The organism is Allomuricauda sp. NFXS6 (genome assembly GCF_040148835.1).
In the GTDB taxonomy this organism is placed as follows: Bacteria; Bacteroidota; Bacteroidia; order Flavobacteriales; family Flavobacteriaceae; genus Flagellimonas.
The window spans coordinates 532,838-547,833 of the sequence record NZ_JAGEMG010000001.1; the positions used below are offsets into that span (position 1 = coordinate 532,838).

Annotated in this window: 9 protein-coding genes; 2 read left to right on the top strand and 7 right to left on the bottom strand. The window is 44.4% G+C overall.

The window, feature by feature from the left end; all coding sequences use genetic code 11:
• Positions 1–10 precede the first annotated feature (10 nt).
• From J4E06_RS02285 to J4E06_RS02315, 7 genes are all read right to left on the bottom strand, one after another.
• Positions 11–814, bottom strand: a complete 804-nt coding sequence (locus J4E06_RS02285) for a carboxylesterase family protein (protein ID WP_349522427.1) — start codon at positions 812–814, stop codon at positions 11–13.
• Between the two features lies 1 nt (position 815).
• On the bottom strand, positions 816–2,192 hold the full coding sequence (locus J4E06_RS02290) for a glucoamylase family protein (RefSeq protein ID WP_349522428.1): 1,377 nt from the start codon (positions 2,190–2,192) through the stop codon (positions 816–818).
• Complete coding sequence (locus J4E06_RS02295; RefSeq protein ID WP_349522429.1) at positions 2,185–3,558, bottom strand: glucoamylase family protein; 1,374 nt, start codon at positions 3,556–3,558, stop codon at positions 2,185–2,187. The genes J4E06_RS02290 and J4E06_RS02295 overlap by 8 nt, the downstream gene beginning before the upstream one ends.
• Positions 3,559–3,605: 47 nt before the next feature.
• Positions 3,606–5,978, bottom strand: coding sequence for a LamG-like jellyroll fold domain-containing protein (locus J4E06_RS02300; protein ID WP_349522430.1), 2,373 nt, complete (start codon positions 5,976–5,978; stop codon positions 3,606–3,608).
• 24 nt (positions 5,979–6,002) lie between these two features.
• Positions 6,003–7,550, bottom strand: coding sequence for a RagB/SusD family nutrient uptake outer membrane protein (locus J4E06_RS02305; protein WP_349522431.1), 1,548 nt, complete (start codon positions 7,548–7,550; stop codon positions 6,003–6,005).
• A 13-nt stretch (positions 7,551–7,563) separates the two neighbouring features.
• Positions 7,564–10,602, bottom strand: coding sequence for a SusC/RagA family TonB-linked outer membrane protein (locus J4E06_RS02310; protein WP_349522432.1), 3,039 nt, complete (start codon positions 10,600–10,602; stop codon positions 7,564–7,566).
• A gap of 235 nt (positions 10,603–10,837) precedes the next feature.
• A complete protein-coding gene (locus J4E06_RS02315) occupies positions 10,838–13,594 on the bottom strand; it encodes a helix-turn-helix and ligand-binding sensor domain-containing protein (RefSeq protein WP_349522433.1) in 2,757 nt (918 codons plus the stop codon).
• 320 nt (positions 13,595–13,914) lie between these two features.
• Between J4E06_RS02315 and J4E06_RS02320 the strand changes: the two genes are divergently transcribed.
• Both J4E06_RS02320 and J4E06_RS02325 read left to right on the top strand, forming a co-directional pair.
• A complete protein-coding gene (locus J4E06_RS02320) occupies positions 13,915–14,148 on the top strand; it encodes a thioredoxin family protein (RefSeq protein ID WP_349522434.1) in 234 nt (77 codons plus the stop codon).
• A gap of 79 nt (positions 14,149–14,227) precedes the next feature.
• Positions 14,228–14,965: a hypothetical protein gene (locus tag J4E06_RS02325; protein ID WP_349522435.1), complete on the top strand. Its 738-nt coding sequence runs from the start codon at positions 14,228–14,230 to the stop codon at positions 14,963–14,965.
• Positions 14,966–14,996: the final 31 nt, after the last annotated feature.

The following is a 14,996-nucleotide window of genomic DNA, read 5'->3' on the forward strand; positions in this document are numbered from 1 at the left end:
AATTTCCGTATTAATCGTTCGTGTCGGCAGTTGTTGCTTTCAGCTTGGAAAACAGCCAAGGCAACAGGTCCGGTTCGGCAAATGCCGGGTCCCAGCTATTGTGATTGGCAAAATCGTAGATCGTGAATTTTGGATGGGCTCCTGCTTTTAGCAATGCAGCAACCATTTCAATGGATTGCAAGGGATGCACTACATTATCCTGCGCTCCATGAAACACCCATAAAGGTGTATTTTTTGCATAAACGGAAACGGATTCGGGTTCGCCACCTCCGCATATTGGCACAGCGGCCGCAAACGTATCTGGTTTTCTGCTCAATAGTTCAAAAGTTCCCATGCCTCCCATGGAAAGCCCCATCAAATAGACTTGATCATCTTTGGTGTAAGGTTCGGCTATGGTGGTTTCAAGCAAATCCATGACCATTTTCAGCGGCTTTGTCGGTCCCTCACTGTATGTAAAGTCTAAATTGATAGGATATGAACTTCTATCCACATCTACATTGGACCAATAACTATCTTTGGGACATTGTGGAAAAATTACAATGGCCGGGTATCGTTCTTGCAAATAATCAGTAGCAAACAATTTAGCACCGTGCCACAGTTGTTTTTCGTTGTCATTTCCACGCTCTCCTGCTCCATGGAGAAAAAGTACCAAGGGATAGTTTCCATTCGCCTTGAAATTTTTGGGATACATAATGCGATACCTTAAGGTATCGTTCCCATCAATAAGCATTTTGGCCTCGTATTTGGATTGCCATTGTGCGGATAACATAGTACACGTGAGAAACAAAAGAAAAAATGATAATTGTTTTTTCATATTAAAATCCAAGTTTGGTCAGACCAGCTTGAACGTCTTCATTACCCATAAACAGGTTCCAAAGCAATCCGGTCCGATAGTTTTCAATCATGATAATCTGGGGTCCTTGATCAATAGCCAAATAAGCCTCGGCTACCCAATCGTATTCGGGGCTAAAGGCATCGTAAAAACCTGCAGGACCCAACAAATCATCCTTGTTCCTATAAAAATAGTGCAGGGCGGCCAAGGATTCCTCCGGTGCATACGGAATGGAACTAATTGCTGCAGTAGGTGATATGACACCGGTGTCATTGTTGGGACTGTGGGCATTGTACCCGATACTGCCATCATTGTTACGGGAATAACTGGCCGTTAAACCCCAACACTCTTCACCATAATCTTGGTATTGGTCCGGATTGTTCACACAGTATTCGTAATTAATCATAGTATGGTTGACGTTTACATCCCAAAAGTCCACATATTCGTCGGACAGGTTATGTGGATCTAATCCCAAGTAAGAATAATGTGCCCAAAACAATGGTCCACCAAACTGTTCGGAGCCATTATGTTTAACCAAAATCGGATAACCATATTGGGTGTTCCCTGATTGGATACCTCCCCCTGAGGCCCAACCATTGGTATACACTTCTTTTTCTATGCCAAAATCGGGTGATGCCGCGGCCATCACGTAGGTAATCAACACCTCATTGTATCCTTTTAGTTGAAGATTGATATCAAAGCCGTGGTTGGGGCTCCAATGCCAATACAATACATTTTGATTTTGGGTGTACCAATCCCACTCCACCCCTTTCCAGAGGTCATCGGCCTGTTGCGCCAAATTTTGCTCTGCATCGGTACCGTTTTTAAAATATTCTTTGACACAAACAAGACCTTGGGCCAAAAAAGCAGTTTCTACCAAATCGCCCCCATCATCCAAATCGCTAAATGGAATCACATCACCTGTGGAACCATTGATCCAATGCGACCATGCACCGTGAAAGCGATCGGCATTTTCCAAAAAATCCAATAAGGTATTCAAGCGTTCAACACCTTCCGCTCTTGAAACGAACCCCCTTTCGATGCCCACCAAAATGGCCATAAGTCCAAACCCTGTGCCCCCAGCGGTAACAACTCCTTCACTATTACCCGGGTCATTCGGGTGGTACCTCTCTCTTGCCCCGCCTGAGCTGGAATCGGCAAAATCCCAAAAATATTTAAAGGTTTCTTCTTGGGTCAGGTTCAACAACGCTTCATCTGAAATGACAGGAACCTCATCATCATCACCAGAACCGTTACCGGGAAGTTCAGGTTCCGTGGGAATATAGGTGTAATCATCCCCTCCTCCACAGGATACCATAACTATGGAAACAATAAAAAGATAGATTGCCTTTTTAATCATCGGCTGTTTTCAAATTAGGGCTTTCAAAACCCAATTTTATTAGACCTTCTTGTACTTCTGTATTGGCCATGAACAACTTCCAAAACAGCCCGCTTCGGTAATTTTCAATCATTACGGGAATGGGGCCTTGGTCTATAGCCAAATACCTTGGCAGGTACCAATCGTCTTCCAAACTAAAGGCATCGTAAGGTCCGTACTTCCCTATTAGGCTATCCTGTTCGTTGTACATAAACCTCAAAAACTGTTTGCTCTCCTCTGGGGTATAGGGCATGGAAGAGAGTGCCGCCGTAGGTGAAATCACTCCTAAATCCGCTTCTGGACGATGCCCTGCATAGCCGTTGATGGAATAACTAGAGGTCAAGCCCCATAAGTCTTTTCCATATCCTTCGTAATCCTTTGGATTGTCCACAGCATACTTATAATGAATCATTGCATGGTTCTGGTTCAATTTCCAGTAATCACCGAACTGATCCTTCAATCCTTTTGGATTCAAGCCCAAATAGGAATAATGGGCCCAAAATAAAGGTCCTACGGGCGCATCGCTATGCTCATAATGATTGAGCTCCGTTTCCAAACCGTAGTAAGTGGTGTCCTGTGAAATTTCACCTGAACCGGCCCAACCAATTTCATAGACGGACCTATCAATGGAATGTGTTGGGGAAGCAGCAGCAAGAATGTACATAATGAGTGCTTCGTTGTAGCCCCCTACGGGAAAGTTCATTTCCCATTCATACTCTGGGCTCCAATGCCAGTACAACACATCTTCACCATTTTTGGTGTACCAGTCCCATTCTACGCCTTCCCACAGTTCTTGGATTTTTTCCGCCAATTGCTGTTCGCGCTCATTTCCATTTTTGAAATAAGCTTGAACCGTTAACAATCCTTGCACCAAAAAGGCGGTCTCCACCAAATCCCCTCCATTATCCTTTTTGCTGAAAGGGGTCACTTTCCCTGATGGCAACAACCAATGTGGCCATGCTCCATGAAAACGGTCTGCATTCTCCAAAAAATTGACAATGCGTTGGTAGCGCTCCAAAGCCTGCTCACGAGAAATAAAACCTCTTTCCACACCAACCAAAATGGCCATGAGTCCAAACCCGGAACCACCTGTGGTTATGATGTCCTTATCGTGGTTGGGATACACCCCATCCAAATGTATACGCTCCCTGGCCAAGCCTGAAATCGGTTCCGCACCTTCCCAAAAATAATTGAAAGTCTGAAATTGTATGGAATCCATCAATTCCTCATCGGATACTGTTGGGCGTTCAACTGCTTTTTGGGCCGTTACTTCTTTTTTATTAGCATTATGGCCATTGCACCCTAAAATTAGGGTGACAACGGCCAATGGTAACATAATCAACCTCATATAACTAAACTAACTCTAATATTAAAAAATGCTGCTATGGAAGCACATTAATTGCTCATGATTTCCTGAATCTCCTCTTGCGTCAATACTCTATCAAAAAGATAGAGGTCATCGATATAACTGAGGTCGGATAGGTGGTTCCAACCGATGAAGTTGGGGGCTCCAGAACCGATCGACAAAATGGAACAGTTGTCCCAGCTTATAGTCTTTCCGTCCATGTCCCCGGTATTCACCGCCGGTTCACCGTTCAGATAAATCAAGGTTTCCGTTTCCGTAACGGTAAAGGCCACGTGCACCCATTCGTCGAGCGTGGCATCGATAACATCCCCATCGTTCCAAACATCTCCGGCATCGGTGCCCAAATGCAGTTTGATACGCTGCTCATCGGCACTTCCTTCCCTGATCAACCTAAAGCCTGCGGAAAGATCGTTATCCGTTCCATTCATTGGAGGGCTTACCGTTAAAATACCTGCCCTGTCAGGGTCAGCATTGACCTTGTACCAGAAAGCGCCACTGAATTGATTATTGAACAATCCATCCATCGGGAAGGTGAGATACGAATCCGTGGCACCTGCATAGGCATTGCTACCCACGGCACTCTCCCCTGCAAAACCGGGAGAACCTACCACCGTGGCCTCTTCGCCCGAGTTGTCATCCACATTGGACCCATCAAAGGGCATGTACAATGTGGAGCCATAGTTTTGTGGCGTGACTTCTCCTCCAAATACTTCGGCCACTTCTTCCGGAGATAGTGCTTTGCTGTAGAACCTTAAATCATCGATGATACTATTATCGGAGGTATGACCCCAATAATCGAAGGTTGGTCCACCCGCACCTATGGTGAAGGTATCACAGCCAGTCCAATCGATTGGTGCGGACATAGCCGAAGACAAGACTTCAGCACCATTCAAATAGATAACATTTTCAGTGTTTGATATGGTGAAGGCTACGTGTACCCATTCTCCTGCGGTAACGTCGATCACGTCACCATCGTTCCAGCTTTCTCCACTACCGGTTCCAACGTTCAACTTGATGCGCTGTTCATCCACACTTCCTTCACGGAAAAGACGGAAACCTTGAAAACGATCCGCAGCATCATCACCTATGGTAATAATGCCCGCCCTATCAGGGTTGGCATCCACTTTGTACCAAAAGGACCCACTGAATTCAGCAGTCATCAATCCTTCCGCTGGATAATTGATATAAGAATCTGTCGCACCCAAATAGGCTTGCCCCCCTACCTGACTTTCGTCGGTAAAGCTTGGCGAGCCCACGGTTGTGGCCGCCTTACTCCCTATTAAATCTATATAATCCCCTTCAAAAGGCATATAGAATGATTCACCATCATATTGGGGAATATACGGGTTGGCTGCATTCATCATAATTTGTATGTCGCTCTGTGTCAGCGCCTTGTTAAATATGCGTAGCTCGTCCATTTGACTGGCGTCGTAACCATGGTCCCAGTAATCAAAAGTTGGCCCTCCTGCACCAATATGCAATTCCTCGCAACCTGTCCAATCGATTGGTGCGGGTAAATCAGCTGTCAACATTTCTACCCCGTTAAAATAGATGGTACTCTGGGTCTGTGAAATGGATACGGCCACATGCACCCATTCGCCTACGGTTACGTCAATTACCCCACCATCGTTCCAACTCTCTGCGGCACCAGTGCCCACATTGAGCTTGATGCGTTGTTCATCGGCATTGCCTTCTCGAAACAAACGGAATCCTTGGTTTCGGTCTTCTGCATCATCGCCCACCACCAAAATTCCAGCCCTATCCGGCGTTGGATTGACCTTGTACCAAAAAGCGGCACCGAATTCCGTGCTCTTTAAGTTATCCATTGGAAAAGTCAGATATGAATCAGCAGCACCTTGAAAGGCGTCAGCACCCAAGAAAGCATCTCCCGCAAAACCGGGATTGCCGACTTCTCCCGCTTCCTGAAAACTGATAAAGTCCATAAAGTCCGCATTAAAGGGCATATAGAGTACTTCGCCATCAAATTGAGCGCTATATGGAGCCAGTTTGGCAAAGCTAACTTCTTGGGTGGTCGTTTTGCCTTCGGCGTCCGTAGCCGATACGGCAACGGTATGCTCCCCATTGCCCAATCCGTCGTAGGTTACTTCTTCCAATACAATTCTATAATCTTTAAAGGAACTGAATGCTGCTATCTGTGACCCATCCATGGATACAGTTATGCTGACCACTTCGATATCGTCGGTTACCTCAAACGCTATGTCAATTGATGTTTCTTCTTCAAATGGCATGAGTTCCACGCCTTCGGTCGGATAGGTTATGTTAACCTGAGGTGCCGTTTCATCCACTCCTGCATCTATTGCCGTGATGGGATCGATTCCCTCATTACATGAAACCACCAGAAGGCCCAGTAGTATCATTATGGATTTAACTATATGTTTCATCTTGTGCTGTTTATTTAGTTAATTTTAGTCATCGCTGCCACCGCCACCCAATGATGGAAGTGCATCCAGCTGGGCTTGCGGATAGGGCAATAGTTCTTTGTCGGATGTAAAAGTTCGTCCGTCGTAACTCAGTTCAGAATAGTTGTCCAAGCGGATCATATCATAATAACGAATACCCCACTCCATGCCCAATTCTGCAAATTTCTCATCCATTACGTCACTGGATGTCACTCCTGACAACGATGGCATCCCTGCCCTACTGCGAACCAGGTTTACAGCTTGGTCCGCTGTCATTCCGGATCCACTGGCCCCTCTTGTGAGGGCCTCGGCATACATCAACAATATTTCGGCATAGCGTATAACGATCATATTTTTACCTCCGCCGTAATCATTTCGTTGATCGGTAAGCTGAACGGAGGGCAAGTAATGTTTACCGCTAGAAAACAAAGCCCTTGCATAGTCGTTGATCACATCCCCATCGCGTGTAGTGTTGCTCACAAAAGCAGGGAGCGTGGCATAATTGGGATCGGTCTGCAATTCGGCAATACCGCGGTCTGTCCAAAGCACACTGGTTTCCAAACGAACGGCTTCTTCCCTGTCCAACATAAATTTGATGAACTTCATACTTGGCTCATAGAAGCCCCATCCACCAGAGGCATTTTCCCTGGCAGGGGTCCATCCCTGAGGACCAAACGGTGCGTACAAGTGATAAAAGGTATCCCCGGTACTTGAGCCATAATCGGAAAATTGTAGTTCGAACAAACTTTCATCGCTCAACTCCCCAGGCTTTTTGAACAGGCTATAAAAATCGGGGTACAACGAAAACTTATTGGAGTTTATTATCGCCGCACAGGCGTCAGCCATACCTTGATAATCCTCCATTTCCATATGTGCCATCGCTTTTAGCGCATACGCGGTGTAACTTGTGACACCGCCTGGAATGTCGGTTCTTTCATTGGGCCTCATATTGGGCAAGAGCGGAATGGCCTCATCCATTTGATCGGAGATATACTGCATGATCTCTTGCTTGGTCGCTGGCCCACTGGCTATCTCGGCATCGGGCTGTGTGGATTCGATAATAAATACATCGCTCCACACCCTTGCCAAGTTAAAGTGCAACCAAGCTCGCATCACCTTGATTTCAGCTATGTACTGGTCTGCGGTCGCTTTTTCGCTCTCGTCAGCAAAATCCTTGAAGTTTTCGATCAATTCGATTTCCGTATTCAATTGGACAATGTCTCCATAGTGCACGTTCCACAAGGAGTTGTACATCCAATACCCTTGGGCATAGATATAGTTGTCGGTGTCCGCAAAAGGCTGTTGATCGCCAAGACCTCCTGCATTTACATCATCCCCGCGAACGGAAAGCAACAATGGTTCCTCCCATCCTCTTGTAGCAATGATATAATAAGATCCTATCAAGGCTTGAACCATATCCTCGGTAGCCGAATAATCCAGATCGTCAGCATTAAGCTGTCCTTCAATGTTATCAAACTTGTCCGAGCATGCTTGGATAGTGAGTATCGCGATCAGGACAACTATTATTCGATATAAAAGGTTGTTATTCTTCATCTCAATTTTCTTTTTATAGTTTAACATTAACACCTACGGTGTAAATTGCGGGAACAGGATATGTTTGACGGTCGACCCCATCCGATACCTCGGGGTTAAATCCGTTGTAGTTAAAGAGGGTCAAAGGTCTTTCGGCAGTCAAGGTGAATTTAATGTCGGGTGCATTCCCCTTAAGCTTGTCGCCACGTATGGTGTACGCCAACTGAATGTTTTGGATTCTAAAGAAATCCCCATCCTCTACCCAAAAATTGCTCAATCTTTGGTTCCAACTGTCCCGAAGCCCGGCCGATGAAGGGTAACTGTTACTGGTTCCTTCGCCATGCCAACGATTCTTGGCCAAATCCGCGTCCATATTTGTATCGTTGGTAAAGATGACTTCACCACGTTTTCGGTTCAGAATCTTGTTGCCTGATTGTCCGTAGAAGTTCATGGAAAAACCAAAATCTTTATAGTTCAATCCAATATTGCCACCATAGGTAAACTTGGGAAGGAAGGACCCCAACACCATTCTATCCTGATCTGTGATAGCTCCATCACCGTCCCTATCATTGAATATGAGGTAACCAGGTTGTACGTTTTGGCCATCAGCTATTGCATTCTGTGCCACGGGATCGGCATCAATCTGAGCTTGGTTCTGATAAACACCGGTAGCTTGGTAACCGTAAAAGGCATACAATGGCTCCCCGACCAAGGTTCGCTGCCTAAACTCGGCCGAACCTGAATCGATATAACCGCTTTCGTCCTCAATCTCTATGGCTTCGTTTTTTACTGTGGTAAAATTGGCACCTACGGTATAGCTAAAGTCAGGCGTAATCTCATCGCTCCAGTTCAAGGCGACCTCTACCCCTGAGTTTCGAATAACCCCTGAGTTTCTTAATACGGTCTGGTTCGCAATAGGGATGTATACCGGCATAATGGCATCCTCTGTATCCCTGATATAATAATCGGCCTCAACGGACATGCGGTTGTTCAAGATGTTCATATTAAACCCAAAATCCAATTCTTCCACAACCTCCCAGGTCAAATCGGTAAAAGTACTTGTAGCGGTAATCCCTGTATTTGGCGTATCGCCCAAATCCACGGTTTGATTGGAAATAGTATTTGCTCCTGAACTTGCCGGAACATTATCGTTGCCCAATCGGCCCCATGCAGCCCTTAACTTCAAAAAATCGAAGAAACCGACGTTTTCCATAAAAGGTTCTTGGGAAATTACCCATCCAGCACCCACGGAGGGGAAATAACCCCATTGCTCTTTGGTAAACTTGGAGGACCTATCCGCCCTAAAGGTTCCGTATAGCAAGTAACGGCTCTTGTAGTTATAGGATACCCTTCCGAAATATGATTGTCCGTAAATCCTGCGATTGTTCTCTGCAACATTGTTGTTAAAGGACAAGGGATCTGCAAAGTTCAGATACCATGAGGTTTCAAAATCGATTCCAGCAATGTCGCTGCCTGTTGCCTGGAACTGATTGGATGCCTCGTCCCGATAGGAAGTACCGGCCATAACGGTTACATTATGATCATCCGCATAGGTGTCCGTATAAGTTAAGACATTGTCCCATATTTGATTATAGTAGTTGTTTTGACGTCTATTTATGGATGATATTCGCTGATCGCCAAATCCCATATTGTAAGGTAGGTTCACATAGCGTTCCTCCAATGCCGAAAAATCAATGTTATAGGCGGTTTTGAAGGTGAGTTTATCTTTGATCAAATCTGTTTCCAAATAAATATTGGCCAACAACTTGCGTATCTTCAATCTATTGTCGTTGTAATCCATATCCGGGAAAGGGTTTTGAGTACCTCTATACCCCAAAGCTTGGGCATTGGCATAGCGTGTGGGTGTAGCCTCCGTGTTCAAATCATCGAACACGGGAAGAATGGGTACCGCAAAATAGGCTTTAAACCACGCCGAGTTTTCTGGGGTCTGCTGTGTAGCGTTACTGAAAACAGTGTTGACCCCCATTCTTAGATTATCCAAGATGTCCACGTCCAGTTTGGAACGGATATTGAATCGTTCGTAGTCGTTCTTCATATCCAACAACCCTTCTTGGGAAAAGTAGTTTGTGCCGAGGGAATAGGAAACATTGTCCGTGCCTCCGGTAACACTTATACTGTGGTTTTGAATGAGTCCATCCCTGATGATTTCATCATACCAATCCGTATTAACATCCGGTACATTGGGGTTGATTCGACTTCTTCCATAGCGCTGCATAGCATTTAGGATGAATTGGACATCTGCATCCGAACCAGACTCCACCGCCATGGTAACAAATTGCTCCGCGTTGGCCATTTGTAAAACGTTCTGAGCCCGCTGAATCCCAGTGTAACCATTATACTCTATGGTCGGTTTTCTGTTTTTACCTCCGGATTTGGTTTCTATAATAATAACCCCGTTGGCAGCCCTTACCCCATAAATAGCGGAAGAAGATGCATCCTTAAGTACGTTCATGGACTTAATGTCATTCGGGTTCAAGAAATCAATATTGCTATAGAACATACCATCAACAACATATAAGAGGCTTGTCGCATCCGAATAAGTTCCCAGCCCACGAATACGTACGGTCGGAGATGCCCCAGGAGAACCAGGGGTGACAATCTGCACTCCGGCCACTTTGCCCTGTAAGGATTGAACCGGGTTAGCAGACGGTGTTTTCTCAATTTCTTCAGCATCCACTGTAGCAATGGAACCTGTTAGGTCGGCCTTCTTTTGGGTACCATAACCAACCACTACAACTTCATCCAAAGTTTGGGTGTCTTCTTGAAGGGTTAAGTCAATTGTAGTCCTACCATTGATAGGTACGTTTTGAGTAGTGAATCCAACATAACTGAACACTAAAGTTCCATCACTTGGAACGTCCTCCAAACGATAATTTCCATCAAAGTCAGTTTGAATTCCTGTAGTAGTGCCCTGAAGCACTACGCTTGCCCCGGGCAATGGTTGCCCTTGATCATCCAAGACCGTTCCTGAAATCGTTATATTGCTTTGTGCCCAAAGTACGACCTGAAACAGCAAAAACGATATTAGCAAAAGTTTGCTTTTAATTTTCATAATTATGCAAAAATATAGTTTGTTTTCTACTAAATTAACAAGAGCTTAGTGATTAAAAGCTCCGATAGGATACATAAAAAATACATCATCCCAACAATCGCCGTAAACCCCTATTGCAGCACACTTGCAGTAGTATGCATAGATCTTGATGTAAAAAGAATTAACATAGTGATGTAGTATTGATGTAGTGTCAAAATAGGATGCTAGACCTCTTCAACAAGCTGATACATCATTCCTAGAAAGTGATAAGAAAATTGGAAAGGTTTTCAGAGCTGTCCATATCAAGCTTCTTGCGAAGCCGATAGCGATGTATTTCCACTCCCCTTACTGTTATCCCCATAAGAGGTGCAATCTCTTTGGTGGAGAGATTCATCTTCAGGTAGGCGCAGAGTTTTAAATCCTTTGGGGTTAGCGAAGGATATGATTTGAGCAGTCTTTCGAAGAAATCTTCGTGCAGTTCTTTAAAGTTCACCTCAAAACGTTTCCAGTCCTCCGTGTCTTCAATGGAGCTGTTCAATTTTTTGATGAATGTTCGATACCTTTGGGAGTTGGAAAACTTATCCTTGTTCATTACCAACATGTTCTTAAGCTCCAAAATCACTTCATTTTTTCTGGCAATATTCAAGGTCGTACTGGCCAATTCATTCTGTTTCAACTTAACCTCCTTGGCCAATTCTTCTTTTTCCATTTTTGCCATACGCTCTTGTTGCTCGTGATACATCCTCTCCTCCAATTCACGATGTTTCCTGTCCAACTTTCGCCTATTGTGCCTTCTCACCAAATAACCGGTCAACAAGGCCAAAGCGGCATAGATAAAAAGGCTCCACCAAGAAAAGTACCACGGTGGTGCTATTTGAAAATTAAATGTATTGAAATCGGAAATGGCGTTGCCCACTCCCACGGTGGCAACCTTAAGGCTGTAATCCCCAAAGGGAAGGTTTTGAAAATTGATGAATCCATTTTCCGAATATTCGGAATATTCCTGCGGCCCATGCAGTTCGTAATAATAGTGGGGCGATATATATTCCGGCGAGGCTATCTCCACGGTGATGGATTTCGAATGCCTAAATGGAACTTCCACAGCTCCTCCCGAAATCGAGTGTTTCTGTTTCTGATCCCGCATCATCATAAAGCCCGGTACCGGTATCTCTTGGAGCTCCGAATTACTTTTTAGGTGAAGGTCGTTGATCTCGGCGAAACCGTCGTTTAATGTTATGTAGGATATACTATCGTTGAACTCGACCATTTTTTGAGAATCCGGTGCCAATCGCTCTCGTAAGGGCAGATCGGTAACTATAAGACTGTCCCCCCTTAAATTGGTGTGGATTATGGTTTTTTGTTCCTCATCATCAACAAACCAAAAATACGCTTCATCATAAAACAACAGCTCCTTATTCCGGTATTCGGCAAACTCGTCAAACTTTTCGATGTGGTCACCAATGGGATTATAACCATACCAGGTGCCCTCACTGTTCAGTACAATTTTGTTTTTAATGTTATAGAGCTTTACGTTGTATTCGCTCGGGGCATCCTCGTGCCCAAAGGATTGTACCCTATCGATTCTATCATATGCCCCTTCTTCAAAGTGTATTCTAAAGAATCCTTTATAGGGATGCGCCACCCAAAGTATATCTGGAGTCTCAAAACACAGTTGTTTTACCGGGGCACCAAACCCTTCTATGCGTTTGACCTCCCATTCACCGTTTTCCAGTTTATGGAACATGGCCAATCCATTATAGGTCCCCTGTACATAGGTGTTGTTTTGATCGGGCACCTTAATCAATTGATAACCGCCCGATATCTCGCTCAAGATCTCAAAGCTGTCCTTGGACACCTTATAGGTTCCCGTATTGTGGCCACAAAGCAATTCGCCCTCGAGCACTTCCAAGTCCCAGACATGTCCTTGAGAGCCTTCAACGAACTTCAGCTGGTTTCCCTCAAAATAAAACACACCTGTATTGCTGCCCAAAAACAAGGTGTTGTTGAACCAGGCGATATCGTAAACCATCCCCAAGCTTCCTGTATAATCGGTATAGTAGGATATTGAATTATTAAGTCGCACACGTGCAATTCCGTTGTCCAGACCAAGCCACAACTGGTCATTGAACAACAAGGAAGAAAGAACCGTGTTGTTTTGAAGCCCAGACTCCCTGTTCAATACGCGATATTGCTTTGAAGCCGAGTCATACAGGTACATTCCATTCTTGATTGTTCCAAAACCCAAAAGCCCACCTCCCAATGGCGTTATCTTGTTTAATTGATGCTGTTTCAGTTCCTTGTTAAGGGGTGCGGACCATGGCGCCAGCGTTTTTCCGTCGTATAAAAAACAACCATGCAGTTTGGTTCCGATCAACAGCTCCCCCTCAAAAAGGGCCATATCATTAACGGTTTTGCCGATAAGCAGGCCTTGATCAGGCAAAGGCTCCAATGCTTCTCCCTTCACCTCAAATAAACCCAATGAACCGCCCGCCACCACCAAATGGTCTTTAAACTCTATAAAATCAGAGACGACTTCGGTCGGATCTACAACGGAGATTTCATCATTCCCATAGGCATAGATTGCAGAAAAAGATCGGAACATGACCTTTCCGTTCTTGGATGGAAAAATCTCCCAGAATTCCTCGCTGGTAAAAGTGTGCTCCTCAATCAAGTGGGTCAATGAAGTATAGTCCAGTTCCCCGAATTCATTCTTGGCCCAGTACCCAAACTCTTCGTAGGATCCCGTATATACCCTGTCTCCAATGCTTTCCACAGAACGGATAATGGTATTGTTCGGCAATTTGTTCAAGCTCCATTCCTCACCGTTGAAGTGAAGCAAGCCCTTGTTGTTTGCCACAAAAAGCTCTCCTTTTTCATTTACGGAAAGGTCCCAGTTTTTGCTTCCCCCCTTATAATCCAATAATTGATAATTCTGGATGGGAGGCAACAATTGTTGACCACTTACCCACCAACAAGTCAACAACAAAACCAATGTAAAAAGCCTAAAAAGCATACTGCTATGTTTGTCCGATAAAGGTCTTTCTAAACATTGAATATACAAAACCAACGAAAATCATTTTTGGAAACGTATTTCCATCAGAACAAGTATGAAATTACTTTTGAATCCAATCAACATGAAAGACCGGTTGATCTACCAAGGAAGCTGCATGCCAGCTATATGTATTTTGTCAAAAACCCATCTTGGGAAAGGCTAAAGGAGGCATCTACATACATATTCAGAAATAAATTCTCAAAAAATAATTTTATTTGTTAGGATTCCTTACTATATTTACCTCGGCAATAATGCCAAAACACAAATTAAACCTTAATCAAATGGCAAAATCAATTTTCTTTCACGCCGGATGTCCCGTATGTGTTAGTGCAGAGCACGACATCATTAATTTAGTTGGTGAAAACAATGTAGAACTCGTACACCTTGGCGAAGACCGTAACCGAATTGCCGAAGCTGAAAAAGCAGGAGTAAACTCTGTTCCAGCATTGCTTACACCAAACGGGAACGTATTGCACATCAATTATGGTGCGTCCATGGCCGACGTAAAGGGCTAAAAAAAAATTATTTCATAAAGTTAGGAATCCTAATTTAATGAAAGACTCCTAACTTTTAACCATTTAAATTCAACAAACAATGAAACAATTATTCTTCCTTCTTGGAGTTTCCCTTTTCGCAGTTAAGGGTAATGCCTGCGACAAATGCAAAGACTACAACAATGACGATTTTCAAATTAACAGTGTCAACGTAAAACATTCGGATGACATTGCAGCGACCATTTGGAAAATTAGTGTAAAAGGAACCGCAGGGACAACAACGCCAACACCAGCAGGTCAGCTGAATGGAGCACCTGTTCTGGGCTACGTATTCCCAACTACGTTGAAACCTACCGATGTTGGCTTTGGCGATACCGAGGGCATAGTGGCGCTTGCCCTGACTTCACACCCCGACTTTGACGATACGCCACTTTGGGATGAAAACGCAGACCGCAATTTTACCAATGATGGGATTGTTTGGCATCCACATTGGGTGGTCTTGACCGATGACAAACGTGTGGAAGGCGGTTTGGCCGTAAAACAATTTGACACAAAGGACACAAGTGTGGTTTTACCCCCAACCAATCCAGGAATGCCCATGTACATGGACTCACCGGGTTTTCAAGTCATCACAAAAGGAAATACCATTCGCGTAATTGTTCCAGATTATCGAATGAACAACAAAACAGATTTTTCTTATGACGGAGTAGCAGCTTATATGGAAGTGTATACAGGTGGAGAAGGTAACCACGGAGGTGGAGACAAGCCAATGCTCGGCGTTTATAAAGTATATTCTGTGGCAAGTGGCGATTTGTCATTGCCCTATAGTGTAAAGTAATATTTTTTGCCCCGTAAAGTTAGGATTCCTA

What these genes read in the sequence shown, in the direction of transcription:
- J4E06_RS02285 (WP_349522427.1), bottom strand. Translation starts at nt 814, where the DNA reads ATGAAAAAACAATTATCATTTTTTCTTTTGTTTCTCACGTGTACTATG.
- J4E06_RS02290 (WP_349522428.1), bottom strand. Translation starts at nt 2,192, where the DNA reads ATGATTAAAAAGGCAATCTATCTTTTTATTGTTTCCATAGTTATGGTA.
- J4E06_RS02295 (WP_349522429.1), bottom strand. Translation starts at nt 3,558, where the DNA reads ATGAGGTTGATTATGTTACCATTGGCCGTTGTCACCCTAATTTTAGGG.
- J4E06_RS02300 (WP_349522430.1), bottom strand. Translation starts at nt 5,978, where the DNA reads ATGAAACATATAGTTAAATCCATAATGATACTACTGGGCCTTCTGGTG.
- J4E06_RS02305 (WP_349522431.1), bottom strand. Translation starts at nt 7,550, where the DNA reads ATGAAGAATAACAACCTTTTATATCGAATAATAGTTGTCCTGATCGCG.
- J4E06_RS02310 (WP_349522432.1), bottom strand. Translation starts at nt 10,602, where the DNA reads ATGAAAATTAAAAGCAAACTTTTGCTAATATCGTTTTTGCTGTTTCAG.
- J4E06_RS02315 (WP_349522433.1), bottom strand. Translation starts at nt 13,594, where the DNA reads ATGCTTTTTAGGCTTTTTACATTGGTTTTGTTGTTGACTTGTTGGTGG.
- J4E06_RS02320 (WP_349522434.1), top strand. Translation starts at nt 13,915, where the DNA reads ATGGCAAAATCAATTTTCTTTCACGCCGGATGTCCCGTATGTGTTAGT.
- J4E06_RS02325 (WP_349522435.1), top strand. Translation starts at nt 14,228, where the DNA reads ATGAAACAATTATTCTTCCTTCTTGGAGTTTCCCTTTTCGCAGTTAAG.